Source organism: Kitasatospora phosalacinea, from assembly GCF_030268885.1.
Classification (GTDB): domain Bacteria; phylum Actinomycetota; class Actinomycetes; order Streptomycetales; family Streptomycetaceae; genus Kitasatospora; species Kitasatospora phosalacinea_C.
In genome coordinates, this window is record NZ_BSSA01000033.1 from 51,483 (window position 1) to 76,588 (window position 25,106).

Here is a 25,106-nt window from a genome sequence, read left to right on the forward strand (position 1 = left end):
CCGACCGATGCCGAGGACGCATGAGCAACCGCACCGCACCGTCCGCCGACCCCGCCGGTCTGCCGGCCCTGGTCGCCCTGCTGCGCGGAACCCTGGAACGGCACTCCGACGCGGAGGAGCTGTGGCAGCCGAGCATCCCGCCCGGGGCCGCCCCCGGAACGGTCGGCCCCGAGGTGCCGGGGCCGGTCGCGGCGCTGCTGGAGCTGACGGACGGGCCGTGCTTCGGCCCCGTCGGGCAGGTGTTCAGCAGCGACCAACTGTCCTGGCGCCAGTGCCGGGACAACCTGGTGGGCGCCGCCCCCCCCCGGCGGCGGCACCCTCGCGGACGCCTCGCACTTCCACTTCTTCGGCGAGGTGCACGGCAACCCGCTGCTGTACGACCACACCGACGGCAGCGTGTGGCGGGTGCCCGAGGAGGGCTTCGTCTGGTACACGGGCTGCCGCCTGGAGCGGATCGCCGACGGCGTCGAGGAGTTCTTCAGCACGTGGGCGGCCTCCCCGCGTTACCTCGACCTCGTCCGGGGCACCCCCGACGAACCGGACGACTGGTACCGGCTGCTGCGGTTGGCCGGGCTGGCCTGACGCAGCGGCCCCGGGCGCGGGCCGGGCTCAGGCGAGCAGGGCGGCGACCTCGGCGAGGGAGCGCACCCGGGGGACGTCCGCGGGCGGTTCGGCGCCGGGGGCCGGGGTGCGGTCGAGCCAGATGCCGAGCAGTCCGGCGGCGGTGGCGGCCCGGGCGTCCAGGTCGAGGCGGTCGCCGACGTACGCGGTGCGGGCGGGGTCGGTGCCGAGGGTGCGGCAGGCGAGGTGGAAGATCGCCGGGTCGGGCTTGGGGCGGCCGCACTCGCCGGAGGCGGTGGTGTGCGGGGCGAGCGCGCCCAGGCCGATGGCGTGCAGTTTGCTGCGCTGGATCGCGCCCTCGCCGTTGGTGATCACGCCGAGCCGCCGCCCCGCGCCCAACTCCCGCACCGCGTCCGGGACGTCGGGGTAGGCGCGCCAGGACGCGCGGTAGCACCGCAGGTAGCCGGCGAACCAGGCGTCGGCGCGTTCGGCCGACCACGGGCCGAGGCCGAGGTGCGCGGCCAGCGCGACCGCCCGGGCCCGGCGCTGCTCCTGGACGGTCAACTCACCGGCCAGGTAGCGGTCGTACTCGGTGCGCTCGACCCGGCGCCAGAACCGCAGCACCTCGTCCTGGTCGAACTCCGGTGCGCCCGGGGCGGGTTCGCCGTCGGGGCGGTGTCCGGAGGGCTCCGCCAGCTCCGCCGCGACCCCGGCCAGGACGGCCGCCTCGGCCGCCGCGTCGTGGTCCAGCAGGGTGCCGTCGAGGTCGAACAGCACGGCTTCGATCATCCTGGCCTCCTCCGGGCGTCCACCCTACCGGCCACCGGGGCCGGGCCCGGCGGCGTCCTGCTCGATCTCCAGCAAGGCGTCCACCAGGCGCGCGGGCCCGGCGACGTGCGCGGGGTGGGCCTCGCCGAGGGCGGCGACGGGGCGCCAGCCGTCGCGCTGCGCGGCGAAGGCGAGCGACCAGGTCTCGGCGCCGGTGTCGGCGCGGTGCAGGTGGAGCACGCCCTCGGCGGTGCGGGTCAGCCAGCGGGGGGTGTGCAGGCCGCGGCGGTAGCGCTGCCAGTGGTGCTCGGACCAGAGCAGGTCGGGCACCGGGTGGGGCCGGGGCAGCCGCATCGGGGTGAGCGGGCGCGGGGCGGGGCGCAGCGGCGGCGGGAACGCCCAGTCGGGGAGGGGTTCGCGGGCGGCCAGCCAGTGGGCGGGGATGCCCGCGGTGCCGGTGCGGGCGGCGACCACGCCGCCGGTGATCGCGGCGACGGTGTCGACGTCGCCGCCCGCGCCGATCGCGGCCCACACCGCGGCCGGGTAGTCGGTGAGCCAGTGCGCGGCGCACCACAGCGCGTACGGGACGGTGTCGGCGGCGCTGGTGCGGCTGCCGTTGCCGAGCACGGCGGCGGCCGCGGCGGGGTCGCTGCGGTCGGTCAGCCGGGCGGCCTCGGCCAGGCCGCGGCGTACCGTGCCGGTCGGGGTGAGGGCCGCGACGGCCTGCAAGTACCGTGCGGGCGTCGTGGGTTCGGTGCGGGCCCGGACGGCGAGGGCGGCGGCGACGGCGACCGCGATCGCGCCGTCCACGGCCTGCGGGTGGGTGTGGGTGGTCACGGCGGTGTCGGCGGCCGGGCGGACGGCGGCGGCCGGGTCGGCGGCGTGCGCGGCGCCGAGCGGGGCGACCCGCATGGCGGCGCCGTTGCCGAACGAGCCCTGGCCGTCGAAGAGTTCGGCGGCCAGGCGGCGCGCGTCGCCGCCCTCCCGGACCAGCCGCAGCATCCGGTTCGCGGCCGGGCCGTAGCCGCGGTCGAAGTCGTGGTGGCGGGCGAAGGCGTGGGTGAGGTCGAAGGTGTCGATGCTGCCGCGCTCGTGCTGGGCGGCGTACACCGAGCAGGCCATCTCGGTGTCGTCGGTCCACGGCCAGGGGCCGGGGGGCTCGGTGCGCGCGTCGAGGTGGGCGCGGGCGGTGTCGGGGACGAAGAACTGGGCGCCGAGCGCGTCGCCGACGGACAGGCCCTGGAGGGCGTCGAACGCGGGGCCGCGGTGCGGGGAGGAGTCAGTCATACGCGCCCCACCGAACCGTGCGGGCGGGGCGGGTGTCAAGGCCGTCCGGGCGACCGGGGTCTGGGAGGATCGGGGACGCGTCCCTGAACGGAAGGCGGTGTCCGGTGGTCGGTGCGGTGCTGGTGGTCGTCCTGGTGCTGGTGCTGGGCGGCTGCGTCTGCGTGGTGTGGGCCGAGCGCGGCGGCCCCGGCTGGGTGCGCCTGGCCGCCCGGGCCACGCTCGGTGCGGGCGAGCTGGTGCGCCGGGCGGAGCGCAGGCGTCGGCGGCGCGGCATCTCCGACGGACCCGACGGCGGCGGGGATTGACGGTAGGTCAGTCGGACAGGCCCAGCGGGTCGGGGGCGTCGGTGAGCAGTTCGGGACCGTTGGCGGAGACCCGGTTGACGGCCGTCGGCACGGCCCGGACCCGCAGGTCGCCGTCGGCGGGGCGCTGCAGCAGGTCGTGCAGGTCCTCGCGGCCGCGGTTGGCGGGGTCGAGCCAGTCGTCGAGCTCCGCGCGGGGGACCAGCATCGGCATCCGGTCGTGCACCCGCCCGGCCCGGTCGGTGGCGTCGGTAGTCAGGATCGTCGTGGTGGCCAGCCAGGCCGCCGGGTCGTCCTCCGGCACGCTCGCGTCCCGCCAGAACTCGTACAGCCCGGCCATCAGCATGAGCCCGCCGGTGGAGAGGAAGTACGGCTGCTTGTAGGCCTTGCGGCCGTCGGCGGCGGGCACCTGGCGCCACTCGTAGTAGCCGTCGGCGGGGATGACGCAGCGGCGGGCCGCGAACGCCCGGCGGAAGGAGGGCTTCTGGTCGACGGTCTCCGAGCGGGCGTTGATCAGCCGGGCCGCGCCCGAGCGGTCCTTCGCCCAGGACGGCACCAATCCCCAGCGCAGCACCCGCAGTTGGCGCTGCACCTCGCCGGTGTCGGCGTCCACCCGCTCCAGCACCGCGGAGACCGGGTCGGTCGGGGCCACGTTCCAACTCGGGGCCAGGGCCTCGGACGGCTCCCAGCTCGTCACGTCGAGCAGGGAGGCCAGGTCGGCGGAGGGGGTGGTGGAGACGAAGCGGCCGCACATGCGTCCCAGCCTGCCACCGACCCCCGACAACCGCACGCGCCGACACCCGCGGACCGGGGTTCAGGAGTAGAAGTTGCGCTCCCAGCGGTGCCCGGCGAGGACCTTCAGCTGCTCCTCGGTCAGCGGCACCCCGTCGCCCACCGCCGCGTTGCGCTCGACGTTGCGCACCGAGCGCATGCCCGGGATGACGGTGGACACGGCGGGCGAGCTGAGCACGAACCGCAGGGCGGTCTCGGCGAGTTGCTCGTCGCCGATGCCCAGGTCCGCGGTGAGCGCGGCCACCCGGCGGGCGACCTGGGCGGGCCGGTCGCCGCGGAAGTAGCGGCGCCGGAAGTCGCCCTCGGGGAAGGTGGTGTCGGCGGTGATCCGGCCGGTCAGGCCGCCCTCGTCCAGGGCGACCCGGACGATCACCCCGACGCCGTGCTCCCGGCAGGCCGGGAACAGTTCGTCCAGCGGCGACTGGTCGAAGACGTTGAAGATCACCTGCACCGCGTCCACCGCACCGCTGCGCACCAACTCGACGGCGCTGTGCGGCTCGTGGTCGTTGACCGAGACGCCGAACAGGCCGATCAGGCCCTCCTGCTTCAGCTCCTGCACGGTCTCCAGCCAGTCGCCGCGGCCCAGCCACTCGTCGCTCCACACGTGGAACTGCACCAGGTCGAAGCGCTCCAGGCCGCTGGCGGCCAGCGAGGTGTGCAGGCTCTCCCGGATGTGCGCCCCGGGGAAGGTCTCGGCCGGGTCGACGCCGCGCCGGGCGGGCCACTGGCCGTTCAGCGGCGGCACCTTGGTCGCCACCAGCACCCGCTCGCCGTTCGCGGCCCGCTCCCGCACCACCCGGCCGACCAGCCGCTCGCTCTCCCCGTAGCCGCGGGCGGTGTCGACGAAGTTCACCCCCAGGTCGACCGCCCGGTGCAGCGCCGCCAGCGACTCCTCCTCCCGCGCGCCCACCCAGCTGGACGCCCCGATCCCCCACGCTCCGAAACCGACCTCCGACACCTCGACGCCGCTGCGCCCGAGTGCGCGGTACCGCATCCGTGGTCCTCCTGACCCGAGTCGACCGTTCCGGGAGGCGACCCTAGGCGGCGGGGCGGGGCGGGCGCCAGGGGGTTGCGGGTGCTGGGGCAGCCTGGCGGCTCGACCGGGACGGACGCGGGGGCCGCCGCACTACACTCCGCGCTGTGCTCCTCACCCGTGCTCCGCAAGCCCTCGCCCGCTCGTGACGGCCGCCGACCTGTCGGCCGCCCTCGGCCCGTACTTCGCCGTCCGCACCGACCCGGCCCCGCCGCCGGGGTTCCGGCCGTTGGCCGAACTGTACGGGGCGGGCGGCCCGTTGGCGGCGCGGGTCGCCGAGGTGGGGCGGCTGCTGGGGACGGTGGAGCCGCGGGTGGCGGCGTCGACGGCGCACCTGGGGCTGGCGGCGCGGCTGTGGTCGGTGGCCCTGGGGACGGCGGTGGTGACGGGGCGGGTGGCGGAGCTGGGCGGGGCCTGGTTCGCGCTGCCGCCGCAGGGGCCGTTCGACCTGTGGTTGCCCTCCTCGGAGGGGCCGGAGGCCGGCGTCGAGGCGCTGGAGGTCGCGGTGTGGGAGCGGCAGTTGGCGCCGTTGGCGGACGCGGTGCGGGTGGTGGCGCCGGTGGCGCCGGGGCTGTTGGCGGGCAATGCGGCGTCCGCGCTGGTGGGCGCGGCGCGGCAGGTGGGGTCGGTGCCGGCGCTGCGGGCTCCGGCGGCGGCGTTGGCGCGCGGGCTGCTGGCGCGTCCGGCGCTGGCGGGCACGGGTGCGGCGACGGCGCCCGGCGGGCCGTTGGGGTTCCGCCGGACGTCGTGCTGCCTGTACTACCGGACGCCGTCCGGCGGGTTGTGCGGTGACTGCGTGTTCACCCGGCCGCCGGGGCGGTGATCAGCTGCGGGCGGCCAGGTCGAGCGCGATGTCGATGATCATGTCCTCCTGGCCGCCGACCAGGCGGCGCCGCCCGCACTCCGTCGGGATGTCGCGGACGTCGACGGCGGGCCCGACTACTCGACGCCGGGCGGCGGGGCGGCCTCGGACAGCCCCGGGCCCTCCCGCCGGTGCCCGGCCAGGCGGACTCCGAGGACGGTCGGGGCCTCGGCCAGGGAGGGGCCGTACCAGGTGAGGTGGCGGCCGGGGAGGAGGGCATACGGGAGGGCGGGGAAGGCTTCGGGGCCGTCGGTGGCGGTGAAGCGGTAGGGCTCGTCCGGGAGGAGCACCAACTCCGCGCCCAGGGCGTGGAGTTCGGGGAGGGTGAGGCGCGGGTAGCGGTCGGGGTGGGTGGCGGGGAGCAGGTCGACGCCGAGGCGGCGGAGCAGGTCGGCGGCGAAGGTGTCTCGGCCGAGGACCATCCAGGGGCGGCGCCAGATCGGGGCGACGGCACGGAGGGGGCGGGGCGGAGGCGGGAAGTCCCATGCCTGACGGGCCGTCACCAGCCAGTCGGGGCAAGGGAGTCGGAGGGCGTCGACGAGCAGGCGGCGCAGTGAGTCGAGGGCCTGGTCGAGGTCGCGGATCCGGGTGGTCCAGACCGGGAGGCCCGCGGCGCGCAGGGCGGCCAGGTCGGGGGCGCGGTTCTCCTCCTCGTTGGTGACGACCAGGTCGGGGCGGAGTGCGCAGATCGCTTGCAGCGCAGGGTTCTTGGTGCCGCCGATCCGGGCCGCGTCGAGCCCGGCGGGGTGGGTGCACCAGTCGGTGGCGCCGACCAGCAGGCCGGGGGCGGTGGTGGCGACGGCCTCGGTGAGCGAGGGGACGAGCGAGACCACGCGGCGGACGGCGGACGCCAGGCGGACGGGGTTGCCCTCGTCGTCGGTCAGGTGTCGCGCGGCGTCCATGCGGGACACGCTAGCCGTTGCGGGGCACGCGGGGGCGCGGGCGGGCTACCGGTCGGCGAGCCGGGCCTTCTTGACCCGGTTGCCGCAGGTGTTCATGGAGCACCAACGGCGGTTCGTGCCACGGCTGGTGTCGAGGAAGAGGCCCGCGCAGCCGGGGCCCTCGCACGCCTTGACCCGGCTGCGGTCGGGGCCGCCGAGCCGGTGGACGGCGTCGGCGGCGAGCACGGCGAGCGCGTCCGCCACCGGGTTCTCCGGGTCGAGGCGCCAGACCGCGAGTCCGTCGCGGAGGGCGGGGCGGGGGCGCCCGGCGGCGGTGGCCGCGTTCAGGACCGCCGCGTCCGCGGGGTCGGGGTGCCGGGCGGCGGCGACGGCCAGCCCGGCGCGGTAGACCGCCTCCCGCAGGGCGAGCGCGTCCCGGAGTTCGGCGGGTGAGACGCCGGGGACGCCGGGGACGCCGAGCCCCGCGGCGTCCAGCCAGAGGGCGAGCCGGCCGGGGTCGGTGAGCCGTTCCCGGGGTGCCGCACCGGCCCGGTCGCTCACCGTGGCGGTGAAGCGGAACGCCAGCACCTCGTTGTCCAGCCGGAACAGTCGACGGGCCTCCACGGCCTCTCCCTTCCGCAGGTACCACCACGAACCCGCCTGAACCATCTTAGCCGGTTCGACAAAGGCGTCGGTGCACGCCATCATGTGAACCGTCTCAGACGGTTCACATGGCGGAGGTCGGGAAATGGGCGAGGTTGCGGTCATCGGTCTGGGCGGGATGGGCCGGGCGATGGCGCGGAATCTGGTGCGGGCGGGGCACCGGACCGTGGTGTGGAACCGTTCGGCGGGGCCCGCGGAGGAGCTCGTGCGGGACGGCGCCCTGCGCGCCGCGTCCGTCGCGGAGGCCCTGCAGTGCCCGGTGGTGTTCTCGGTCCTGTCCGACGACGCCGCCTTCGCGGAGACCTTCCTGGACTCCGGCGTCCTGGCCCGGGCCCGGCCCGGGACGGTCCACGTCAACGCGGCCACCGTGAGCGTCGAGCTGTGCCGCCGGGCCGCGCGGGCGCACGCCGAGCACGGGGTCGGCTACGTGGCGGCCCCGGTGTTCGGCCGGGTCGCCGTCGCGGAGGCCGGTGCGCTGAACGTCCTCGCGGCGGGAGCGCCCGAACTGCTCGACCGGGTCCAGCCGTTCTTCGACGCGATCGGCTCGCGCACCTGGCGCCTGGGCGAGCGGCCCGAACAGGCCAACACCGCCAAGGTGCTGGGCAACTACCTGATCGCCTGCGCGATCCAGTCGCTCGGCGAGGCGGTCAGCGTCGCCGACGCGGCCGGCGCCGACCCGGAGCAGTTCGTCGAGCTGCTGGCGTCGACGCTCTTCCCCGGCCCGGTCTACTCCGGCTACGGGTCGATGATCGCGCGACGCAGGTACCGGCCCGCCGGGTTCACCGCGGTGCTCGGCCGCAAGGACCTCCACCTGGCCCTGAACGCGGCGGCCGGCCAGGCCGTCCCGCTGCCGTTCGGCGAACTGCTCGCGGAGGTGTTCGACCGGACGCTCGCGGACGGCCGCGCGGCGGACGACTGGTCCGTGATCGCCGAGCAGCAGCCGCGGTGAGCACCGGCGTGGTGGGCACCGGCACGGCGGACAGCGGCCCGGCGCCGAGCCCGGCGAGCACCGGCGCGACGAACACCGGCGCGGCGGACAACAACGCAGCGGACACCGGCCCGGCGGACTCCGGCGCCCGCACCGACGCTGCCGCGCGGCACCCGGCGTTGCCGGGGCGGGCGGTGCGCGTGCTGTCCGTGCCGCTGATGGTGGTCGCCGGGGGGCTCCTCGCCGTGCAGTCCGAGGTCAACGGGCGCCTCGCCGCCGGGCTCGGCGCCGGGCCGCGGGCCGGGATCGCCGCGGGGGCCGTCAGCGTCGGCGTCGGTCTGCTGGCGCTGCTGGCCGCCACCCCTCTCGTTCCCGCGCTCCGGCGCGGGGCGGCGGGGTTCGCCGTGGCCCTCCGGGAGCGGCGGCTGCGGCCCCGGGACGCCGTCGGCGGAGTGCTGGGCGCGTGCTTCGTCGCGAGCCAGGGTCTCGCGGCCCCGGTGGTCGGGGTGGCGCTGTTCAGCGTCGCCGTGACGGCCGGGCAGGCGTGCAGCGCGCTGCTCGTCGACCACGTCGGCCTCGGCCCGGCGGGACGGCGGGCCGTGGACGGCTCGCGCGTCGCCGCGACCGCGCTGGCGGTGGCGGCCGCGGGCCTCGGCGCGGGTGAGCGGCTCGTGGCGGGCGTCGCCTGGACGACCGTCCTGGTGACCGCCGTCCCGTTGGCCGCGGGGGCGGGCCTGTCGGTGCAGCAGGCGCTCAACGGGCGCGTCGCCCGGGTGGTCGGGCCGTGGGCCGCGACGCTGGGCAACACGGCCGTCGGCCTGGTCACGCTCCTGCTGGCCCTCGCCGCCGGGATGTTCGTCACGGGCCGCCTGGACGGGGTGCCCGACGATCCCGTCCTCTACGTCGGCGGGCTGCTCGGCCTCGCCTTCGTCGCGCTGGTCTCCTGGCTGGCCCGGGTCCACGGCGTCCTGGTGCTGGGGCTCTGCGTCGTCGCGGGGCAGGTGCTCACCGCCGGGGCGGTCCAGGCGGCGCTGCCGCCCGGGCCCGCCGCGCCGACGGGTCCGGTGCCCGTCGCGCTCACGCTCACCGGCGTGCTCGTCGCCCTCCGCCGGGGTGCGCACCGCCGGGGCCCGGTGCCGGGCGGGCGGGGCGTGGCAGAACCGGCCGTCCGCCGACCGGCCGCAGGGGGCCTCGTGGAGGATTCGGATGCCCGTCGTCTCGCCCTGCGCATGCACGAGGCGTTCAACGCGCGGGACGTCGCGGCCGCGGACGGGATCTTCGCGCCCGACTTCCACAGCCACCCGCTGCGCGGCGGCGTCGACGCCGTGAAGGCGGCGTGGACGGCGATGTTCGCGGCGGACCCGGAGGTCCGGACCGTCGTCGAGGACGTGCTGGTGGACGGCGACCGGGTGGCGCTGCGCTCGACGGTCCACCGGGGCGGGGGAACCGCCGGGGCCGGGACGACCGTGCTGGAGGTGTTCCGGGTCGCCGGGGGCCGGATCGCCGAACTGTGGGGCGCCACCGCGGCCGACCGGTCGCCGCGCTGACCCGCGCGTGCGGGGGGCGGCGAGATGGCCGCCCCCCGCTGACGGTGCGTTACTTCAGGTACGGGCCGTCGGTGCCGACCTTGCCCGGGGCGGCGTTCCTGCCGCCCAGGTCGAGGACGTAGACCCGCAGGTTGCCCTTGCCGGGGGCGGCGACGGACAGCGTGCCGTTGGTGACGGTGCGGACGTCGCCGGAGACGGCGTCCTTGTAGGTGCCGTTGGGCACGCCGGTGAAGGTGGCGGCGTCCGTGACGGTGACCAGCGCGAAGGAGTCGACGCCGCCGGCGGCGTCGGTGTAGCGGCGCTTGAAGGACATGCCGCCGCTGACCCCCTCGGTGGAGTACTGGCCCATCTGCAGGGCGGGGACCGCCCGGCGGATCTGGTTGAGCCGCTGCACCTGCTTGACCAGCGGTTGCTGCAGGGTGGTGGCGACGGCGCCGTCGGCCGAGGAGACCACCGAGAAGTCACTGGCCGTCACGTTCCCGGCGATCTTGTCGCCGTAGTACGCCCGGCCGGTGGTGGCGAGCGGGCAGGACGGGCCGCAGTCGATCTGCTTCCCGGCCTGGAACTCGATCTCGGAGCCGTAGTACAGGGTGGGGATGCCGCGGAAGGTCCACATCAGGGCCATGTTCTCGGCCCAGGCGTCGGTGCCCCCGGTGTAGCGCACGGTGGACTTGTTGGGCCCGTAGTCGTGGCTGTCGACGTACACCACGTTGTAGGTGGCGTCGTTGGTGGAGTCGTCGGAGTCCTTGCCGTTGCCGAACGCGTTGTGCGCGTCACCGAAGTTCATGTGCATCCGCATGTCGATGATGTTCATGCCGGAGAACTTCGAGTGGTCGGGCGCGTGGTAGGTGTTGCCGTCCAGGAAGGCGTTGGTGGACGTCGGCTGGTTGCCGGTGCCGAGCTGCTCCTCGTAGGTGTACTGGTCGAGGGCGGCCTGCACGTCGTCCGCGGTGTAGTCCTTGCGCTCCTTCCAGGTGTAGAACTGCGCGGAGTGGTTGACCGAGCCGCGGTTCCACTTGTCGTTGACGAACGCGGCGACCTCGCCGAAGACGAAGAAGTTCTGCGCCTTGGCCGGACCCCAGTCCTGGGTGACCCGCTGCTGGATCGCGGGCAGGAAGCGCCGGTTCCAGGTGACCCGCGGGACGTGCACGGCGGTGTCGACCCGGAAGCCGTCCACGCCCATGTCGATGTACTTGTTGTACGCGCCGATCAGGTAGTTCTGGACGTCGGCGTTCTCGGTGTTGAAGTCGGCCAGGTCGTCGGCCAGCCAGCAGGAGCGCGAGTCCTCGCCCTCCCAGTTCCCGATCCAGCAGGTGTGGTAGTACTTCGACGGGAACATGCCCGAAGTCGGGCTCGGCCACTGGCAGTTGTAGATGGTGTAGCCCTCGGGGCTCTTGTACTGGGTCGGGGTGCCCCAGCCGACGCAGGTCTGGCCGCTGGGCTGGGTGGTCGACCACAGGTCGCCGTTGTAGTACGACTTGCCGCTCTTCGGCTCGACGGTCAGGCCGTCGTACTCGAAGCCGGCCTGCTTCTCGTCGTAGTACCAGGACCACTGGGCGTCCCGGACGCCGTACACGGTGGGCACGTACAGGCCCTTGGCGCCCCAGCGGGAGCTGTGGTTGTAGACCACGTCCTGGTAGATCTTGATGCCCTTGGCGTGGGCGGCGTTGATCAGGTCCTGGTAGGAGGCGCCGGCCGACTCCAGCCGCGGGTCGACCTTGTAGAAGTCGTAGCCGTGGTAGCCGTGGTAGTCGTAGTCGGAGCGGTTGAGGACCACCGGGGTGATCCAGATCGCCGAGAAGCCGAGGCCCTTGACGTAGTCGAGCTTCTGCACCAGGCCCTTGAAGTCGCCGCGGAACATCGGGTCGTTGTTGGCCGCGTTGCCGGACTTCACGTCCTGGTTGCCGCCCCGGTCGTTCGAGCTGTCGCCGTCGTAGAACCGGGCGGTGAGCACGAAGTAGATCGGGTCCTTGCGCGGGTCGGTGCCGATCATCTCGCCGGGCTTGGCGGCGGGCGGGGCGTCACCGGTGGTGGCGACCGCGGCGGCGGAGGCGGCGGAGACGTTCCCGGCCGCGTCCAGCGCCTTCACGGTGTAGGTGTAGACGGTGCGCGCCTCCAGGCCGGTGTCCGAGTACACCGTCGAGCCGACGTTGATCACCGAGGTGCCCCTGGTGCCGCCGCTGCGGGTGATCTGGTAGCCCGTCACGCCGGTGTCGTCGGTGGCCGGTTCCCAGGTCAGCACGATCGAGGTGTCGGTCGCGGAGGCGTTCACCGCGGTCGGGACGCTCGGCGCGGTGGTGTCGGGGACGACGGCCGCGCACGGGTCGGCGGCGCCCGCGGTGACCTTGCCGTTCTGCACGGTGCTGACGCCCGCCGGGACGACGTAGTTGACGCCGTTGTTGTTGTCCCAGGTGCCGTTGCCGTTGTTGAACGTCGCCGCCATGGTGGCCGCGGAGCCCAGGTCGACGGTGCGCTTGTACCAGCCGGGGCAGGCGAGGGTCATGCCGACGCCCGGCACCGCCGTCCACGCCCCGCCCGCCGGGGCGTAGTGCAGGTTGACGATGCTCCAGCCGACCACGGCGGTCGAGTAGAACACGGTGGCGCTCTTCCCCGCCGGGGTGCTGCCGCTCGCGGACGGGGACGCGCTCGGGCCGGCGGAGGCGGAGGCGGACGCGCTCGGGCCGGCGGAGGCGGACGCGCTCGGGCTCGGGGTGGTGGTCGCGGCGCACGGCGCGGTGCTGCCGACCACGCCGTCCTTGACCGTCACCGTGCCCGTCCCGAGGGCGTAGTTCTTGCCGCCGTTGTTGTCCCAGGTGCCGGAGCCGTTGTTGAAGGTCGCCTGCAGCCCGGTCGCGGTGCCCAGGTCGACGGTGCGCTTCACCCAGTCGGTGCAGGCCGCCTCCATCGCGACGCCCGGCACGGTGGTCCAACTGCCGCCGTCGGGGGCGTAGTGCAGGTCGTAGGCCGACCAGTTGCGGGTCTTGGTGTAGTAGTAGACGGTCGTGCTCGCGCCGGTCGACGACTGGCTCGGGGTGGGGGTCGAACTCGGCGTGGTGGTACCGCCGTTGTCGGTGCCGCACGGGTCGCTGTGGGCGATCACGCCGTCCTTGACCACCACGGTGCCGGTGCCCAGGGCGTAGTTCTTGCCGCCGTTGTTGTCCCAGGTGCCGGAGCCGTTGTTGAAGGTCGCCTGCAGCCCGGTGGCGGTGCCCAGGTCGACGGTGCGCTTCACCCAGTCGGTGCAGGCCGCCTCCATCGCGGTGCCCGGCACGGTGGTCCAACTGCCGCCGTCCGGGGCCCAGTGGAGGTTGTAGGCCGACCAGTTGCGGGTCTTGGTGTAGTAGAAGACGGTGGCCGTGTTGCTGCCGCTCGCCGTGGTGCCGGTCGCCGCGCTCGCGGTGACGCCGAGCGGGGCCGTGGACAGCAGGCCGGCGGTGAGTGCCGCCACTGCCGTGAGCACGACGGCGATGGGGCGCCGTCGGTGCCGTGCTCGTCTGGTCAAGGGGGTGCCCCTCGGTACTGGGGCCGCGGGCGGTGGGGAACTGCCTCGCGGCAGGGGGTGGGTGGGGGAACTTGCGCAAGAACATGCAAGAGCTTCCAGGAGGTTACTGAGGCATGACCTGGCTGTAAAGACTCCTTGACGCTGCGCATTCACGGACATTCCGGCGTCAACCCGCCCCACCCGCAGAAAGACCTTTCCGCAACAACCGGGACCGGTGCGGGAACTGTCGCCCCCTCAGCACCGCCGGGCCACCGCCGTCAGCAGCGCCGCGCCGCCCGCGGCGCCCGTCAGCAGCGCGCAGCCCAGCAGTGCCGCCGTGGCGCCGAACCCGGCGGCGAGGGCGCCCCAGGCCGGGTTGGCCAGGGCCAGGGCCGCGCTCTGCACGAACGTCAGCAGGGCCTGCAACCGGGCCAGGTGGGTCGCCGGGGCCCCGCCCAGGACGACCGGCCCCAGGTGGACGGCGAAGCCGCTCGAACCGGCCCCCACCACGGCGGCCGCGGCGGCGGCCGCGAGCGGGGTGCCCGCGGCCGCGAGCCCGGCCGTGCCGAGGGCGGCGGCCAGCAGGCCGAGACCGGCGCCCAGCGCCGGGCGGGCCAGGGTGCCGCGGCGGGCGGCGACCAGGGCGGCGGCCAGCATCCCGACCGCCTGCCCGGCCGCGGGCAGCCCGGCGGCCCCCGCGTCCCAGCCCCGCTCGCGCACCAGCAGCGGGCCGAGCAGCGCGACCACCGGCAGCACCCCCGCCGCCGCGACCGCGGCCAGCGCCAGTGCGGAGCGCAGCACCCTGCCCCGCCACGCCACCCGCAGCCCGTCGACCGTCCCCGCGAACAGCCCGCCGGCACCGGGGGCGGCGGGGGGGGCGCGGCGGCTCGACCGCGGTGCGGACGCGGAGCGTCACGGCCAGCACCGCGGCGAAGGTCACCGCGTCGGCCAGCGCGGTGACGGCCAGCCCGGCCGCCCCGACCAGCAGCGCCCCCAGCGGCGCCCCGAGCAGCACGGCCGCCTGGCCGCCCGCCTGCCGGAGCGCCAGCGCCCGCGGCACCTGCTCGGGCGCGACCAGCAGCCGCGGCAGGGCGCCGCTCGCGGGCAGCTGGAAGGCGTCGACGGTGCCGATCAGCAGGGCGAAGCCCAGCAGCGTCCACGGTGCGCTGCCCGCGGTGCGGTCGACCACGGCCAGCACCAGGACGACGGCCAGCATCGCCCCGTCCCCGGCCAGCGCCGTCCGCCGGGCCCCGAACCGGTCGGCCACCGCCCCGCCGAACAGCAGCAGCGCGGTGCGCGGCACGGTGACCGCGGTCAGCACCAGCCCGGCGGTCGCCCCGCCGTACCCGGCGGCCGTCCAGCCGAGGGCGGTGGCGAGCGCGGCGTCCCCGACGGCCGAGGCGCGCGTTCCCGCGAGCCACCACAGGTACGTCCGGGGCAGCGCGGCGGGGGCGGTGACGGTGGTTCCCATGGCCGCCGACCCTAGGAACCTCGACCAGGTCGAGGGCAAACCCGCCGCGCCCCGCCCGCCGCCGCCGACGGCGTGCCGCTCGGGGTCCGGGCGGGCCGGGGCGGTGAGACTGGCGGGATGTGCCACTACTGCGGGTGCCGCGAGATTCCGCTGATCAAGGACTTCGTCCGGGAGCACGAGGCCGCCACCGACCTGACCGGGGAGATCGCCCGGCTGCTGGCGGCGGGCGACCTCGCCGCCGCGGGGGCGCTGCTGCCGCCGCTGGTGGCCGAACTGGCCTCGCACTGGCGGGGCGAGGAGCGCGGGCTGTTCCGGGTGATGCGCGGGGACCCGGAGTTCGCCGGGTACGTCGACGCCCTGGAGGCCGAGCACCGCGGGCTGGCGGCGCTGCTCGCCGCCACCGACCTCGCGTCGCCGACCGACCGGGCGGCGCTGCTGGCGGCGTTCGAGGAGTTGCACGAGCACATCGCCAAGGAGGAGGACGGCCTGTTCCCGGCCTCGCTGATCGCCCTGACGGCCGCCGACTGGGACGCCTCGATGGCCGCCTGGCAGGAGGCCCATCCGGGTCGGCGGCCCGCCGACCCCGGCTGAGCGGCCCGGGCGCACCGGCCGAGCAGCACCGTCCGGCTCCGGCGGCACGTCCGTCCGGCTCCGGCGGCGCGGGCCCCCTGTTCGCCCCCTCCTCCCCGTGCGATCCTTTCCTGACAGTACGTCTCATGACGCGGCAGCAGGCCGCAGGACACGGGGGTCCCATGGGCAAGTCGTCCGAACGCGCGCGTCTCGCCGCGGCCACCGCCGCCCACCGGGTGCTGCACCACACGGTGGTCGAGGGCGGTCAGGCCCGTGACCTCCCGGCCGAGGTGGCGGCGGCCGGTCCGGCGTTGCAGGGGGTCCTGAACGCCTTCCTGCGCAACGTGATGGAGTTCGTGTTCGAGGGTTCCGAGCCGGTCGGGGAGATCAGCGCCTACCTGGCCGAGCTGCGGCGCGCCTACCCGGCCGAGCTGCGGGTGCTCCAGCCGGAGCCGATGGCGGTCTTCGTGCAGGAGCAGATCGGGCCGGGTGCGCCGCCGCCGGGCCGGTCGCGGTTCCCGGTCGACGACGCCGTGGTGTTCCAGTCCCGGCTGATCGCCGAGTACACCGTCCGGCACCAGGGCTTCTCCCGCGAGCAGGTGGAGCTCTACCTGCAGGGCGCGGTCGCCCGCTACGCGACCGGCAGCGGGTGAGGGGGCCCTCGCCGGGTCACTCCAGCGGGTCGCGGACCACCTCGGGCAGGTGCAGGACCGCCTGCAGGGCGATGTACAACTCGGCGGAGTCCAGGCGCCGTTCGAAGGAGCGGCCGGAGAGCTGTTCGATCCGGCGGAGCCGGTAGCGGATGGTGTTGGGGTGGCAGTACAGCAGCTTGGCGGCCTTGTCGGCGGAGCCGTCGACGGCGAACCAGGTCGACATGGTGGTGAGGAGCTGTTCGCGCTGGCCGTCGGGCAGTTCCATGACGGGGCCGAGCACCTGGTTGCCGATCCGGGAGGCGGTGGAGGGGGCGGAGGCGACCAGCATCGGCAGCGGGTTGGCGTCGAAGAGGGTGACCGTCTCCTCGGGGCGGGCGGAGCTGGCGAGGGCGACCTGGGCGAGGTGCAGGGCCTGCGGGGTCTGGTCGAGGCGGGTGTAGCAGGGGCTGACGCCGGCCCGGCGGACGGTCTGGCTGCGGAGGGTGTCGACCAGCAGGCCGATGGCGTCGGCGGCGCGCATCGAGACGATGCCGATGTGGGCGTCGGGGGTGAGCCGCCAGGCGGAGCCCATGTCGTGCTCGCGCAGGGTGGGTTCGATGTCGGGCAGCGCCTGCCGGGCGAGTCCGGGGGCGTGGGCGACGACGACGGCGAAGGTGCCGTCGTACGGGAGGGTGAGCATGTCGGCGGCTTCGAGGACGGAGCCGGGGTTGCCCATGCCGCCGCGCAGCACCACGTCGACGAGGGCGGAGCGCTCCTGGTCGCGGCGGACCATCAGCAGGGCGGTGGTCTCGTTGAAGGCGTTCATCATGGCGGTGGTGGACTCCTCGTTGAACCGCCAGACGTCGGTGGCCATCTGCACGAGTTCCTCGCTGGTGGCGAGGCCGTGGCGGAGGGACTCGGCGGCCATGGTCTCCCAGAGGTGGGCGAAGCCGATCCGGAAGGCGGACTGCACGGTGGCGGCGGGGACGCCCTGTTCGGCGCGGAGCCGTCCGGTGCGGCGGGGGGCGTCCAGGCAGAGGCCGTCCTCGTGGGCGAGGCGGCGCAGGGTGAACTCGAGGTTGCTGCGGACGGATTCGGCGAGGTCCCCGGCGGGCAGCGGTCCGGCACTGCGGTAGACGGTCATGGTGTCGCGGATGCGGCGGACCGTTTCCTCGGTGAGCACGGTGAGCCGGTCCAGCAGGTGGCCGGCCAGTCGCGCGGCCGAGTCGACCGGGGCGGCGGTGAGTCGGGTGCCCATGCGGCGAGCCTAGGGGGCGCGGGGCGGGGCGTCCGGTGGGTGCGGGGCGCGGGGCGGGGCGGGCGCGCCGTGGGGTGCCGGGACGGGCGGTCGGCGCACGGTTGTTCCACGGGTGAGGGCCGGGGCGGGTGTTGACGGTGCGTCGGGCCGTTGGGGGGAGCGTTTTGTCGCGGCCCACAGGCGGGGACGGGGCGGGGCTGTCCGTCCGGACAGCGTTGGTGCCCGGTGGGCCCGCGGGTGCGCCGGGCGGCTCTAGTCTCCTTGCTCAGACCAGCCCGGGCCCGCCGGGCCGGACCGAGTGGAGAAGGCACCCGTGATGGAGAGCCCCGCCGACCTGCACCTGGACCTGGTGATGGATCTGCTGCTGTCGCCGGAGGAGGCTTTTCCCGTCCCGGCGCGGCTGGCGTACTCCCCCGACGACCCGTACGCGGTGCACGTCGCCTTCCACGTCGACTCGACCCAGCCGATCGGCTGGTTCTTCGCCCGGGAGCTGCTGGTGCAGGGGCTGCTGCGGCCGACCGGGCTGGGGGACGTGCGGGTGTGGCCGGCGGTGGTGGACGGGCGGCGGACGGTGACGCTGATGCTGTGCTCGCCGGAGGGGGACGCCTTCCTTCAGGCCCCGGCGGCCCCGGTGGCGGCCTGGGTGCGGCGGACGCTGCACCTGGTGCCGCCGGGCGGGGCGGCGGAGCGGGCCCGGGTGGACCGGGCGCTGGAGGCGCTGTTCGCGGCGGGCGGGGCGGCGCAGCCGGGGTGCTGAACCGGGGCGGGGAGCCGGGCCGGGGGTCGGGCCGCCCCGGACGGCTCAGCGGGCCAGCCGCCCCAGCAGGCCGGAGGCGGCGGCGATGCCGAGCCCGGTGGCCAGGGCGAGCACGCCGAAGTCCAGGGCCAGGTGGGACGGGGTGCCGATGAGCAGCCCGCGCAGCGCGTCCACCTGGTAGCTGAGCGGGTTGGCCCGACTGACGGCCTGGAGCCAGCCGGGCATCAGGTCGACGGGGTACAGCGCGTTGGAGCCGAAGAACAGCGGCATGGTGATGGCCTGCCCGATGCCCATCAGCCGGTCCCTGGTCAGCACGATGCCCGCGATGGTCATCGACAGGCAGGAGAAGAACGCCGAGCCCAGCACCACCGCCACCGCGACGCCCAGCAGCCGCAGCGGGTTCGCGGTCATGCCGACGCCCAGCACCGCGGCCAGCACCACCACCACGGCGGCCTGGACCACCGCCTTCACGCCCGCGGCGAACGCCTTGCCGGTGACCAGGGCGGCCCGCGGGGTCGGGGTGACCAGCAGTTTGGTGAGCACCCCGGAGTCCCGCTCCCAGATGATCATGATGCCGTAGAAGATCGCGGTGAACATCGCGGACTGCGCGATGATGCCGGGCGCCAGGTAGTCCAGGTACGGGGTGCCGCCGGTCGGGATGGCCTTCAGCCGGGTGAAGGTCTCGCCGAAGATCAGCAGCCACAGCGCGGGCTGGACCGCCCGGGTGTACAGCTCGGTGCGGTCGTGCCGCAGCTTCTGCAGCTCGACGGCGCACATCGCGCCCACCCGGGCCGGGACCAGCCGCCAGCCCGTGCGGGCCTTCGGCGGCACCAGCAGCAGGCCCAGCTCGGGCCCGGGGTCCGGGTGTTCAGCCGACTCGGCTGGCAGTGCGGCGGGTGCGGCGGACATCCGAGAACTCCCCTTCCTTGGCGTCGTCGGTCAGCGCGCGGCCGGAGAAGTGCCGGAACACGTCGTCCAGGGTCGGCGCCTGCCGGGCCGGGTCCTCGGCGCGGACCCGCGCCTTGAGCTCCTCGGGGGTGCCGAGCGCCCGGATCCGGCCGCGGTCCATCAGGGCGATCCGGTCGCAGTGCCGGTCCGCCTCGTCCATGTAGTGGGTGGTGACCAGCACCGTCATGCCGGTGGCCCGGCGCACCGCCTCCACCCGCTCCCACACGCCCGCCCGGGCGATCGGGTCCAGCCCGATGGTGGGCTCGTCCAGCACCAGCAGCCGGGGCGCGCTGACCAGCGCCTGCGCCAGCTCCAGGCGGCGCACCATGCCGCCGGAGTACGTTCCGGCCATCCGGTCGGCGGCCTCGGTCAGGTCGACGGCGGCCAGCGCCTGGGCGACCCGGGCGGCGCGCTCGGCGCGGGGCACGTCGAAGACCCGGGCGAACAGGGCGACGTTCTCCCGCCCGGTCAGCCCGGCGTCCGCGGAGAGCGCCTGCGGGACGTAGCCGAGCAGCCGGCGCACCTCGGTGCGCTCGGCGACGCAGTCGTGGCCGAACACCTCGACCATGCCGCGCACCGTCGGCAGCAGGGTGGTGATCACCCGGATGGTGGTGGTCTTGCCCGCGCCGTTGGGCCCCAGCAGTCCGAACACCTCGCCGGGGCGCACCTCCAGGTCGACCCCGTCCACCGCCCGGACCACCGGACCCTTGCCCCGGCCGCGGTGGAAGCTGTACGCCAACTCCCGGCACCGGACCGCCGGTTGCTCCTGTTCGGTCATGCTCCCGCCTTCCCCTCGCCGCTCCCGGGGGCGCGCAGCCCCGCCGCGACCGCCCGCAGCGCGGGCAGGGCGGCGGCCAGCGCCGCCCGGTCCGCGCCGTCCAGTTCCGCCAGTACCTCGCCGAGCAGTTCGGTGCGCCGCTGCCGCCAGGCGGCCAGCCGTTCGACGGCCTCCTCGGTGGCGTGCAGCAGTGCTGCCCGCCGGTCCGCCGGGTCGGTCTCGCGGCGCAGCAGCCCCTGCCCGACCAGCTGGTTGACCAGGGTGGAGACCGAGTTCCCGGCCAGCGACAGCTCCTCGGCGGCCTTCGAGACCCGCAGGCCGGGGGCGTCCGCGACCAGGCGCAGCAGTTCGGCCTGGGCGCCGCGCAGCCGCGGCCGGTCCAGCCCGGCCCGCAGGCGGCGGCGGGTCAGCCGCTGGATGCCGACCAGCAGGTCGGCGAACTCCTCGGCGTCCGGCCCGCGTTCGCGGCCCCTTCGCTCCTGGTCCCGTTCCGGGTGCTCGCTCACGCCTCCGATTTTAGCTCTGAGTGAGAGGCATCCGTCGAGGGTCCGCGGGTCAAGAACTCCCCAACTGTCGGTCCGGGAACGGCCGCGGGCCGGTCCGCGGGTGCGCGGACCGGCCCGGTGGGCGGGGCGGGGCGGGTCAGCAGTCGCCGAGGGCGGTGCAGACCGTCTTGCCGAGGGTGTCCAGCAGCCCGGCGTCGGCGGGGGCGGACCAGGCGGTCTTCGGGTGGCTGCCCTTGGTCAGCTGGGCGCGCAGCGTCAGTTCGGCGACCGAGCCGCCCTGCACCGACAGGTACTCGTGCACCTCGGTGCTGCCGCCGTCCGCCGTCGGGACGGTCAGGGTGGCCGCGAGGAAGGTGCTGTCGTCGGTGCTGACCGCGACGGTGGCGCCCGGCGCGGTGGTGTCGCAGGACTTCAGCCCGTCCGCGACGGCGCCCAGCAGGCCGAACGCGCTCTGCGCCCGGCCGCTGCTCTTCGCCGCGGAGCCGAAGCTGGCGATCGTCTCGTCGGCCGCCCAGTCGCCGCTGGGGGCGCCCAGCGAGGCGGTCTCCACCATCGGGACCTCGGCGAAGGACGCGTCGCGGGGGATCTTGCAGAGCGCCTCGATCCGGAGCTGCCCCTTGCTGCCGAGCGGCTTGGCCGCGGAGGCGGGCGCCTTCCAGTGCAGCGCGGAGTTCATCGGGACGGCCTTGGGGTCGATCCACACCCCGGCGGGCAGCCGGTCGGCGGCCCCCGCCGCAGCGGCCGAACTCTTCGCCGGGGCGGGCGACTTGGCCCCGCCCGAGGTCGGCGCGGCCGGGCTGGAGGCCGCGGGGGCGGCGGAGTCGCCGTTGTCGGTGCCGTCGGGGTCGCAGGCCGACAGCAGGGCGACAGCGGACAGGCAGGCCACCGTGGCGGCGGCGAGACGGAGCGAACGCACGTGTATCCCTGGGGAGTTCGAGGACGGAGGAGATCGGCGGCCGCGCCCCGCCCCGCGCCGGTGGGACCGGGCGCGCGGGGCGGCAGCGGCTGCCGCGGAGCGCGGCGGCCCGTCCGCGGACGGGCGGCCGCGGACGGTCAGTAGCCCTGCGGCCTGTGGTGCGGGTTGGCCTGCGGCACCTTGCTCGCCAGGTCGTGCCCGTCCGGCGAGACGTGGTACCTGCTGCGGATGTACGTCATGGACGCCGCGACGTTGGCCACCGGGTCGTAGATGTCGGTGGAGGTGCCCTTCACGTGGTTGGCCGCGAAGGTGGACGGGATGCACTGCCAGCCGCCGCGCGAGCAGTTCGCGGGCTTGCCGTCGCCGACGATCGCGCCGTGGGCGTTGCTGTCCCAGGCGTTGATCTGCGAGCCGGGCGCGTTGTACGAGGACTCCCGGGAGGCGATGGTCAGCATGCCCTCCGTCCAGGCCGCGCGGGCCTTCGGGTCGGTGACGCCCATCGCGTCCAGCGCCTGGGCGATGTACTCGCGGCAGGCGGCCTCGCCGCTGCGGTACTTCCCCGCGCCGTCGTAGGTCACCTGGCTGACCTTGATCGCGCCCTCGTGCGACACGCTCGGCACCGGGTCGTGGCCGCCGTTGCCGCCGTGGCCGCCGCCGTGGCCCACGCCGCCGGGCTTCTTCGGGCCGGACGGGGTCGCCACGGGCTTCCGCGGGCCGCCGGGCGCGTGGCCGGGCTTGGTGCCGCCGGGCTTCTTCGGGGCGGCGGGCTGCCCGGGGTGGGCGCCCTGGCCGGGCTTGGCGAGGCCCTCGCGGGCGCGCCGCTCGGCCTCCGCGTACTGCTTGGCGATGGTGCCGAGCTTGGCGACGTCGCCGCCGAGGTTCTTGGTGAGCTCGTTCTTGGCGGCCTCCAGGGCCGCCATCCGCTGCTGGACCGCCTCGACCCGCTCGCGCACCTGGGCGACCACCACGCCGAAGCCGATGACGTTGCCGAGGGCGCCGGCCGCGAGGTCGGTGGCGACGGCCTTGGCCATCACGCCCTTGATCCGGCCGGTCCGCTCGGACAGTTCGCCCATCCGCTGCTGGATCGACTGGAAATCCTTCTGGATCTTCGCCAGCTCGCCGAGTTCGTAGCCGAAGCCCGCTGCCATGCCGTGTCCCCCCGTAGGACTTGACGTCGGTTCAGGTCGTTTATCCCACCACACCGCGCTGCGGCGCAATCGACCAGGGCCCCGGTTCGGGTCGCACCCTTACCCTTTACCGGGGCTTTGCAAACCCGCCGGTCGGGGGTTCGTCGAGATGCCGGGGCGCGCGGGGCGCGCGATCATGGCTGGTGCGGACCGTCCCGTCGGCGGCCGTGCCCGGTGCACCGTCGCAGACCGCCGGCGCCCGACCGGAAAGGCTGGGTTTCGATGTTCCAAATCCTCTGGATTCTCCTGATCGGCCTCGTGCTGGGCCTGATCGCCAAACTGATCCTGCGCGGGCCGCAGTCCATCCCCTGGTGGCTGACCATGCTGCTGGGTGCGGCCGGCGCCCTGGTCGGCAACCTGGTGTCCGGCTGGATCGGCGTCCGCCACACCGGCGGGATCGACTGGATCAGACACCTCCTGCAGATCGGGTTCGCCGTCCTGTTCGTCGGACTGGTGGCCCCGGCCTGGAGCAGGTCCCGCGCCAGCAGGTAACCCCGCACGGCGCGTCCGGTCCGGCCCCCGTCCGACGGGGGCCGGACCGGCGCGCGTGCGGTGCGCCCGCGGTCAGGCGAAGCGGGAGCTGCGGACCGGGCCGGCCGAGCGGATCCGGTCCCGCGGGCCGGTCGCCCAGGTCGCGGCGGCGCGGGCCGCGAACCGGGCCAGCTCCTCCGGCGGGTCGGCCGGCGTGGCGCCGTCGCCCTCGTCGGGCTCGGCGGAGGCGGCCAGGATCTCCCGGGCCAGCTCCTCGGCCGGGCGCCCGTCCGCGGGCGAACGGGTGACCCCACCCTCCCCGTCCACGACCGTCCGCGGCTCCCAGGGCGCGACGATCTGCTGCACCAGCAGGCCGCAGACGTCCGCCGACACCGCGGGGGTGTCCGTCCAGCAGGTGGCGTGCTCGTACAGCACCTCCCCCGGGGCCCGCTCGTGCAGCGCGGAGAGCACCTCCTCGTCCACCTCGTTCAGGTCGTACGCGAGGACCAGCACGTCGGGCGTGCCCGGACGGTACGGGGCGGCGGGCAGCCCGAGCAGTTCGGCGGCGGCCAGACCGAGCGCCCGGCTGCCGCGGTCGGGCAGCAGCGCGACGGCGGCGGGGCGGCGGCCGGTGGCCGCCAGGACGGTGCGCAGCCGCTCCAGGCCGAGCCGGCAGTCGTCCCAGCTGCCCTGCAGGTACGCCCAGCGGCCGGTCATCCCGGCGTCGTAGCCGTACGGGGAGAGGGTGGCGAGCAGGCCGCCGGTCAGGACGTGGTGCCAGCCGCGCAGGTCGGTCGGGCCGGTGGGCGGGACGGCGGCGGCGCGGGCCAGGGTGCGGCGGATCCGGTCGGCGGCGGGCTGCCAGGTGTCGTCGGGCGCGGAGAGCCGTTCGAAGACCTCACGGGCCAGGTCGAGCCGCCCGGCCATCAGCGCGTTGTGCACCAGCAGGTAGCGGTCGGGCCAGTCGCCGGTGATCCCCTGGTGCTCCCGGAGCAGCTCGACCGCCTCGGCGTGCCGCTCGCCGTCCTCCAGCGCGACGGCGAGCTCCAGCAGCACCTGCCGGGGGTTGACGGCCGGAGCGGCCGGGCGGCCCCGGCCGAACAGCCGCCGCTTGGCCTCGGGCGCGGTGCCCTCGCGCAGCGCGCCGTCCAGCGACTGCCGCAGCGCGGGGACGGCGAACTCGGACAGGCCGTGCTCGATGCAGGCGTACCCGTACGCGTAGAGCGCGCCGGGGGCGGACGGGTCGGCGGTCAGCGCGACGGCCGCGGCGGCCAGCTCGTCGATTCCCACCAGCTCGGCCAACTGCCTCACGGCGGGCGAGAGTTCACCGGCCGTCAGGCTGTCGGCGCGGGCCCGCAGCTCCCGGACGGCGCCCTGCGGGTCGCCCGCGTCGAGCAGTTCGCGGGCCTTGGTGAGATCGGGGTGCACGCAGTCTCCTCCTGGGTCGGTCGGGGTCTCGGGGCGCGGCGTTCCGGCGGCCGCCGGGGCACGCGCCCGCCCGATCATCGCCGCAGCGCGCCGCCGGGCCAAGCGGTTTTCGGCACCGCCGGACCGCCCGTGCCGCCGTGCCGCCGTGCCGCCGTGCCGCCGTGCCGCCGTGCTACCGAATTGTCGACGTGTCACCGTCCGGTAGCGGTGCGGTCCGGAATCGGCGTCTTCGCCGCTCCCCCGCTCCCGGTGCCCGTAGCGTCCTGGTCGTGGCGCCGCCCGGGTCCAGCAGCCCGTCCGCGCCGACTCGACCACGCACGTCGCACGCACGTCACCACCACGCACGTCACCACCACGCACATCGTCACCACGCACATCGTCACCACGCACTCGGGAGAACCACCGCCATGACCGGACGTCAGCCGCTCGCCGCCCGCGCCCTGTTCGCCTCCGCGGCCCTGGCCGCGACCCTCGCCCTGGCCGCCTGCGACCCGGAGGGGACGGACGGCGACGCCGCCGCCCCCGCCGCGACGACCGCGCCCGTCTCCGCCCCGGCGACGCCCGGCTCCCCGTCCGCGGCGCCGAAGTCCCCGCCCGCCGCGACGAAGTCCGCCGCCGCCGGCAAGCGCACCCTGACCGAGGCGGCCACGGCGGGCGGCCTGGCCCGGGCGACCGGGGACGCGCAGCTGAGCGACGTGCCGGTGGACCCGGGCGAGATGCGCGAGGGGATGACCCTGGTGGAGGCCAACTACGTCCGGAAGGCGGGCGGTTCGAACCGCCCGGTGCTGTTCGCCGGGGTCGCCGACGTGCCGGAGGACCCGAGCAAGCGCCGCGAGCACCTGTGGCGCGGCCTGATCGACTACGCCACGGGCAACGGTTCCACCGGCAGCCCCGGCGCGTCCACCGCGTACCCGGCGGGCCCGCTCGGCGGCAACCTGGAGTGCTTCCCGCTGGGCGCCGACGCGCTGTGCGGCTGGGTCGACTCCTCCACCGCCGCGGTCGCCCTGTTCCCCGCCAGCTCCCCGGCGGACGCGGCGAAGCAGTTCGCCCTGATGCGCGCCGACCTGGAGCATTGACGC

Annotated in this window: 25 protein-coding genes and 2 pseudogenes; 10 read left to right on the forward strand and 17 right to left on the reverse strand. The window is 75.5% G+C overall.

What is annotated here, in order from left to right; genetic code table 11:
• The first annotated feature begins 354 nt into the window (after window positions 1-354).
• Window positions 355-582, forward strand: a complete 228-nt coding sequence (locus QSK52_RS32855) for a hypothetical protein (protein WP_285739884.1) — start codon at window positions 355-357, stop codon at window positions 580-582.
• Window positions 583-609: 27 nt separating this feature from the next.
• Here QSK52_RS32855 and QSK52_RS32860 read toward each other — a convergent pair whose 3' ends face one another.
• The gene (locus QSK52_RS32860) at window positions 610-1,350 is read right to left on the reverse strand and encodes an HAD family hydrolase (protein ID WP_285739885.1); all 741 of its coding nucleotides are present in this window, start codon (window positions 1,348-1,350) and stop codon (window positions 610-612) included.
• A 24-nt stretch (window positions 1,351-1,374) separates the two neighbouring features.
• Window positions 1,375-2,616: an ADP-ribosylglycohydrolase family protein gene (locus tag QSK52_RS32865; RefSeq protein WP_352230341.1), complete on the reverse strand. Its 1,242-nt coding sequence runs from the start codon at window positions 2,614-2,616 to the stop codon at window positions 1,375-1,377.
• Between the two features lie 104 nt (window positions 2,617-2,720).
• Here QSK52_RS32865 and QSK52_RS32870 point away from each other — a divergent pair, with 104 nt between their 5' ends.
• Entirely contained in the window at window positions 2,721-2,921 is a 201-nt protein-coding gene (locus tag QSK52_RS32870) for a hypothetical protein (protein ID WP_285739886.1), read from the forward strand.
• A gap of 7 nt (window positions 2,922-2,928) precedes the next feature.
• Here QSK52_RS32870 and QSK52_RS32875 read toward each other — a convergent pair whose 3' ends face one another.
• Complete coding sequence (locus QSK52_RS32875; RefSeq protein WP_285739887.1) at window positions 2,929-3,672, reverse strand: SOS response-associated peptidase; 744 nt, start codon at window positions 3,670-3,672, stop codon at window positions 2,929-2,931.
• A 60-nt stretch (window positions 3,673-3,732) separates the two neighbouring features.
• Window positions 3,733-4,704: an aldo/keto reductase gene (locus tag QSK52_RS32880; protein ID WP_285739888.1), complete on the reverse strand. Its 972-nt coding sequence runs from the start codon at window positions 4,702-4,704 to the stop codon at window positions 3,733-3,735.
• A 184-nt stretch (window positions 4,705-4,888) separates the two neighbouring features.
• On the opposite strand from QSK52_RS32880, the gene QSK52_RS32885 reads away from it, so the two are divergent.
• Window positions 4,889-5,566, forward strand: a complete 678-nt coding sequence (locus QSK52_RS32885) for a (2Fe-2S)-binding protein (RefSeq protein WP_285739889.1) — start codon at window positions 4,889-4,891, stop codon at window positions 5,564-5,566.
• Here the strand turns inward: QSK52_RS32885 and QSK52_RS39565 are convergent.
• From QSK52_RS39565 to QSK52_RS32895, 3 genes and pseudogenes are all read right to left on the reverse strand, one after another.
• A pseudogene (locus QSK52_RS39565) lies at window positions 5,567-5,659 on the reverse strand (hypothetical protein); the annotation flags it as partial.
• Window positions 5,660-5,682: 23 nt separating this feature from the next.
• Entirely contained in the window at window positions 5,683-6,507 is an 825-nt protein-coding gene (locus QSK52_RS32890) for a helical backbone metal receptor (protein ID WP_285739890.1), read from the reverse strand.
• Window positions 6,508-6,552: 45 nt separating this feature from the next.
• Window positions 6,553-7,110, reverse strand: coding sequence for a CGNR zinc finger domain-containing protein (locus QSK52_RS32895; protein WP_285739891.1), 558 nt, complete (start codon window positions 7,108-7,110; stop codon window positions 6,553-6,555).
• 124 nt (window positions 7,111-7,234) lie between these two features.
• Between QSK52_RS32895 and QSK52_RS32900 the strand changes: the two genes are divergently transcribed.
• Window positions 7,235-8,098, forward strand: a complete 864-nt coding sequence (locus tag QSK52_RS32900; protein WP_285739892.1) for an NAD(P)-dependent oxidoreductase — start codon at window positions 7,235-7,237, stop codon at window positions 8,096-8,098.
• Complete coding sequence (locus QSK52_RS32905) at window positions 8,095-9,624, forward strand: DMT family transporter (RefSeq protein WP_285739893.1); 1,530 nt, start codon at window positions 8,095-8,097, stop codon at window positions 9,622-9,624. Before QSK52_RS32900 ends, QSK52_RS32905 begins: the two co-directional genes overlap by 4 nt.
• 49 nt (window positions 9,625-9,673) lie before the next feature.
• On the opposite strand, the gene QSK52_RS32910 is transcribed toward QSK52_RS32905, so the two are convergent.
• The 3 genes and pseudogenes from QSK52_RS32910 to QSK52_RS39570 form a co-directional block, all read right to left on the reverse strand.
• Entirely contained in the window at window positions 9,674-13,084 is a 3,411-nt protein-coding gene (locus QSK52_RS32910; RefSeq protein ID WP_285739894.1) for a carbohydrate binding domain-containing protein, read from the reverse strand.
• 276 nt (window positions 13,085-13,360) lie between these two features.
• Window positions 13,361-13,906, reverse strand: a complete 546-nt coding sequence (locus tag QSK52_RS32915; protein WP_285739895.1) for a hypothetical protein — start codon at window positions 13,904-13,906, stop codon at window positions 13,361-13,363.
• A 118-nt stretch (window positions 13,907-14,024) separates the two neighbouring features.
• Window positions 14,025-14,576 (reverse strand): annotated as a pseudogene (locus QSK52_RS39570) (MFS transporter); the annotation flags it as partial.
• Between the two features lie 117 nt (window positions 14,577-14,693).
• On the opposite strand from QSK52_RS39570, the gene QSK52_RS32925 reads away from it, so the two are divergent.
• Both QSK52_RS32925 and QSK52_RS32930 read left to right on the forward strand, forming a co-directional pair.
• Window positions 14,694-15,167 carry a hemerythrin domain-containing protein gene (locus QSK52_RS32925; RefSeq protein WP_285739897.1) on the forward strand — a complete coding sequence of 158 codons (474 nt, stop codon included), beginning with the start codon at window positions 14,694-14,696 and terminating at the stop codon, window positions 15,165-15,167.
• A 161-nt stretch (window positions 15,168-15,328) separates the two neighbouring features.
• Window positions 15,329-15,799 carry a hypothetical protein gene (locus QSK52_RS32930; protein WP_285739898.1) on the forward strand — a complete coding sequence of 157 codons (471 nt, stop codon included), beginning with the start codon at window positions 15,329-15,331 and terminating at the stop codon, window positions 15,797-15,799.
• Window positions 15,800-15,815: 16 nt separating this feature from the next.
• Here the strand turns inward: QSK52_RS32930 and QSK52_RS32935 are convergent, their stop codons facing one another.
• Window positions 15,816-17,036 (reverse strand): PucR family transcriptional regulator, encoded by a 1,221-nt coding sequence (locus QSK52_RS32935; RefSeq protein ID WP_285739899.1) that lies wholly within the window; start codon window positions 17,034-17,036, stop codon window positions 15,816-15,818.
• A 316-nt stretch (window positions 17,037-17,352) separates the two neighbouring features.
• On the opposite strand from QSK52_RS32935, the gene QSK52_RS32940 reads away from it, so the two are divergent.
• A complete protein-coding gene (locus QSK52_RS32940) occupies window positions 17,353-17,793 on the forward strand; it encodes an SsgA family sporulation/cell division regulator (RefSeq protein WP_285739927.1) in 441 nt (146 codons plus the stop codon).
• A 45-nt stretch (window positions 17,794-17,838) separates the two neighbouring features.
• Here the strand turns inward: QSK52_RS32940 and QSK52_RS32945 are convergent, their stop codons facing one another.
• The 5 genes from QSK52_RS32945 to QSK52_RS32965 all read right to left on the reverse strand — a co-directional run bounded on the left by QSK52_RS32945 (window position 17,839) and on the right by QSK52_RS32965 (window position 22,089).
• A complete protein-coding gene (locus QSK52_RS32945; protein ID WP_285739900.1) occupies window positions 17,839-18,702 on the reverse strand; it encodes an ABC transporter permease in 864 nt (287 codons plus the stop codon).
• Window positions 18,662-19,519: an ATP-binding cassette domain-containing protein gene (locus QSK52_RS32950; RefSeq protein ID WP_285739901.1), complete on the reverse strand. Its 858-nt coding sequence runs from the start codon at window positions 19,517-19,519 to the stop codon at window positions 18,662-18,664. Before QSK52_RS32950 ends, QSK52_RS32945 begins: the two co-directional genes overlap by 41 nt.
• Window positions 19,516-20,025, reverse strand: a complete 510-nt coding sequence (locus QSK52_RS32955; protein WP_285739902.1) for a MarR family winged helix-turn-helix transcriptional regulator — start codon at window positions 20,023-20,025, stop codon at window positions 19,516-19,518. Before QSK52_RS32955 ends, QSK52_RS32950 begins: the two co-directional genes overlap by 4 nt.
• 136 nt (window positions 20,026-20,161) lie before the next feature.
• A complete protein-coding gene (locus QSK52_RS32960; protein WP_285739903.1) occupies window positions 20,162-20,941 on the reverse strand; it encodes a hypothetical protein in 780 nt (259 codons plus the stop codon).
• A gap of 137 nt (window positions 20,942-21,078) precedes the next feature.
• Window positions 21,079-22,089, reverse strand: coding sequence for a transglycosylase SLT domain-containing protein (locus QSK52_RS32965; protein ID WP_285739904.1), 1,011 nt, complete (start codon window positions 22,087-22,089; stop codon window positions 21,079-21,081).
• A gap of 261 nt (window positions 22,090-22,350) precedes the next feature.
• On the opposite strand from QSK52_RS32965, the gene QSK52_RS32970 reads away from it, so the two are divergent.
• Window positions 22,351-22,620 (forward strand): GlsB/YeaQ/YmgE family stress response membrane protein, encoded by a 270-nt coding sequence (locus tag QSK52_RS32970; RefSeq protein ID WP_285739905.1) that lies wholly within the window; start codon window positions 22,351-22,353, stop codon window positions 22,618-22,620.
• Between the two features lie 72 nt (window positions 22,621-22,692).
• Here the strand turns inward: QSK52_RS32970 and QSK52_RS32975 are convergent, their stop codons facing one another.
• Window positions 22,693-24,027, reverse strand: a complete 1,335-nt coding sequence (locus QSK52_RS32975) for a hypothetical protein (RefSeq protein WP_285739906.1) — start codon at window positions 24,025-24,027, stop codon at window positions 22,693-22,695.
• A 407-nt stretch (window positions 24,028-24,434) separates the two neighbouring features.
• On the opposite strand from QSK52_RS32975, the gene QSK52_RS32980 reads away from it, so the two are divergent.
• The gene (locus QSK52_RS32980) at window positions 24,435-25,103 is read left to right on the forward strand and encodes a hypothetical protein (RefSeq protein WP_285739907.1); all 669 of its coding nucleotides are present in this window, start codon (window positions 24,435-24,437) and stop codon (window positions 25,101-25,103) included.
• The last annotated feature ends 3 nt before the right edge of the window (window positions 25,104-25,106 follow it).